The organism is Lunatimonas lonarensis, assembly GCF_000390185.1.
In the GTDB taxonomy this organism is placed as follows: domain Bacteria; phylum Bacteroidota; class Bacteroidia; order Cytophagales; family Cyclobacteriaceae; genus Lunatimonas; species Lunatimonas lonarensis.
Genome location: NZ_AQHR01000038.1, coordinates 1 through 544, shown reverse-complemented (window position 1 = coordinate 544; position 544 = coordinate 1). Strand labels below are relative to the sequence as shown.

1 protein-coding gene is annotated in these 544 nt (G+C 59.4%); it reads right to left on the bottom strand.

Going from position 1 to position 544, the window contains the following annotated elements:
* A partial coding sequence (locus ADIS_RS04955) for an IS66 family transposase (RefSeq protein WP_238325377.1) occupies positions 1-530 on the bottom strand: 530 nt, incomplete at its 3' end.
* Between the last annotated feature and the right edge of the window lie 14 nt (positions 531-544).

Below are 544 nucleotides of genomic sequence, written 5' to 3'. Positions count from 1 at the left end.
TTGACCTGGTGCAGTTTGCAGGTGGCAAACAGGGAATAGATCATGGCCGTGTTTTGGGCAGTCCCGTGTGTTCCGGTGAACAGGTAGTTTTTCCTGCCCAGGGCGATGGGCCTGATGGTGTTTTCGATCAGGTTGTTGTCGATCTGCAGTTGTCCGTGCAGGGTGTAGAGCTTCATGCCCTCCATGAGCGGGAGCGCATAGGCGATCGCCTTTCCTATGGGAGAGGCAGGCAGTACCTTGGGATGTTCTTCGGCCAGCCACCGGTGGAGTTCCTCGAGCAGGGGGACCGACTCTGCGATGCGCATTTCCACGACAAGGTTTTCCGACAGGGGCGGGTCGGCTTCCCGGATCCGCTTTTCGATGGCGTAGAGTTTGGCGATATGGCGCACCGCCCAGGCGGCCCTCTGCGGGTCGGTCCGGAAGGCTTCGTCGAACTTGCGGCGGATGTGGGCCATACAGAAATAGTGCTGTATGGCCCTGTTGGGGCCGAAAAGCTTCTTATAGGCAGCAAAGGCGTCCGTCTGGACCACCCCGGTGTATCCGG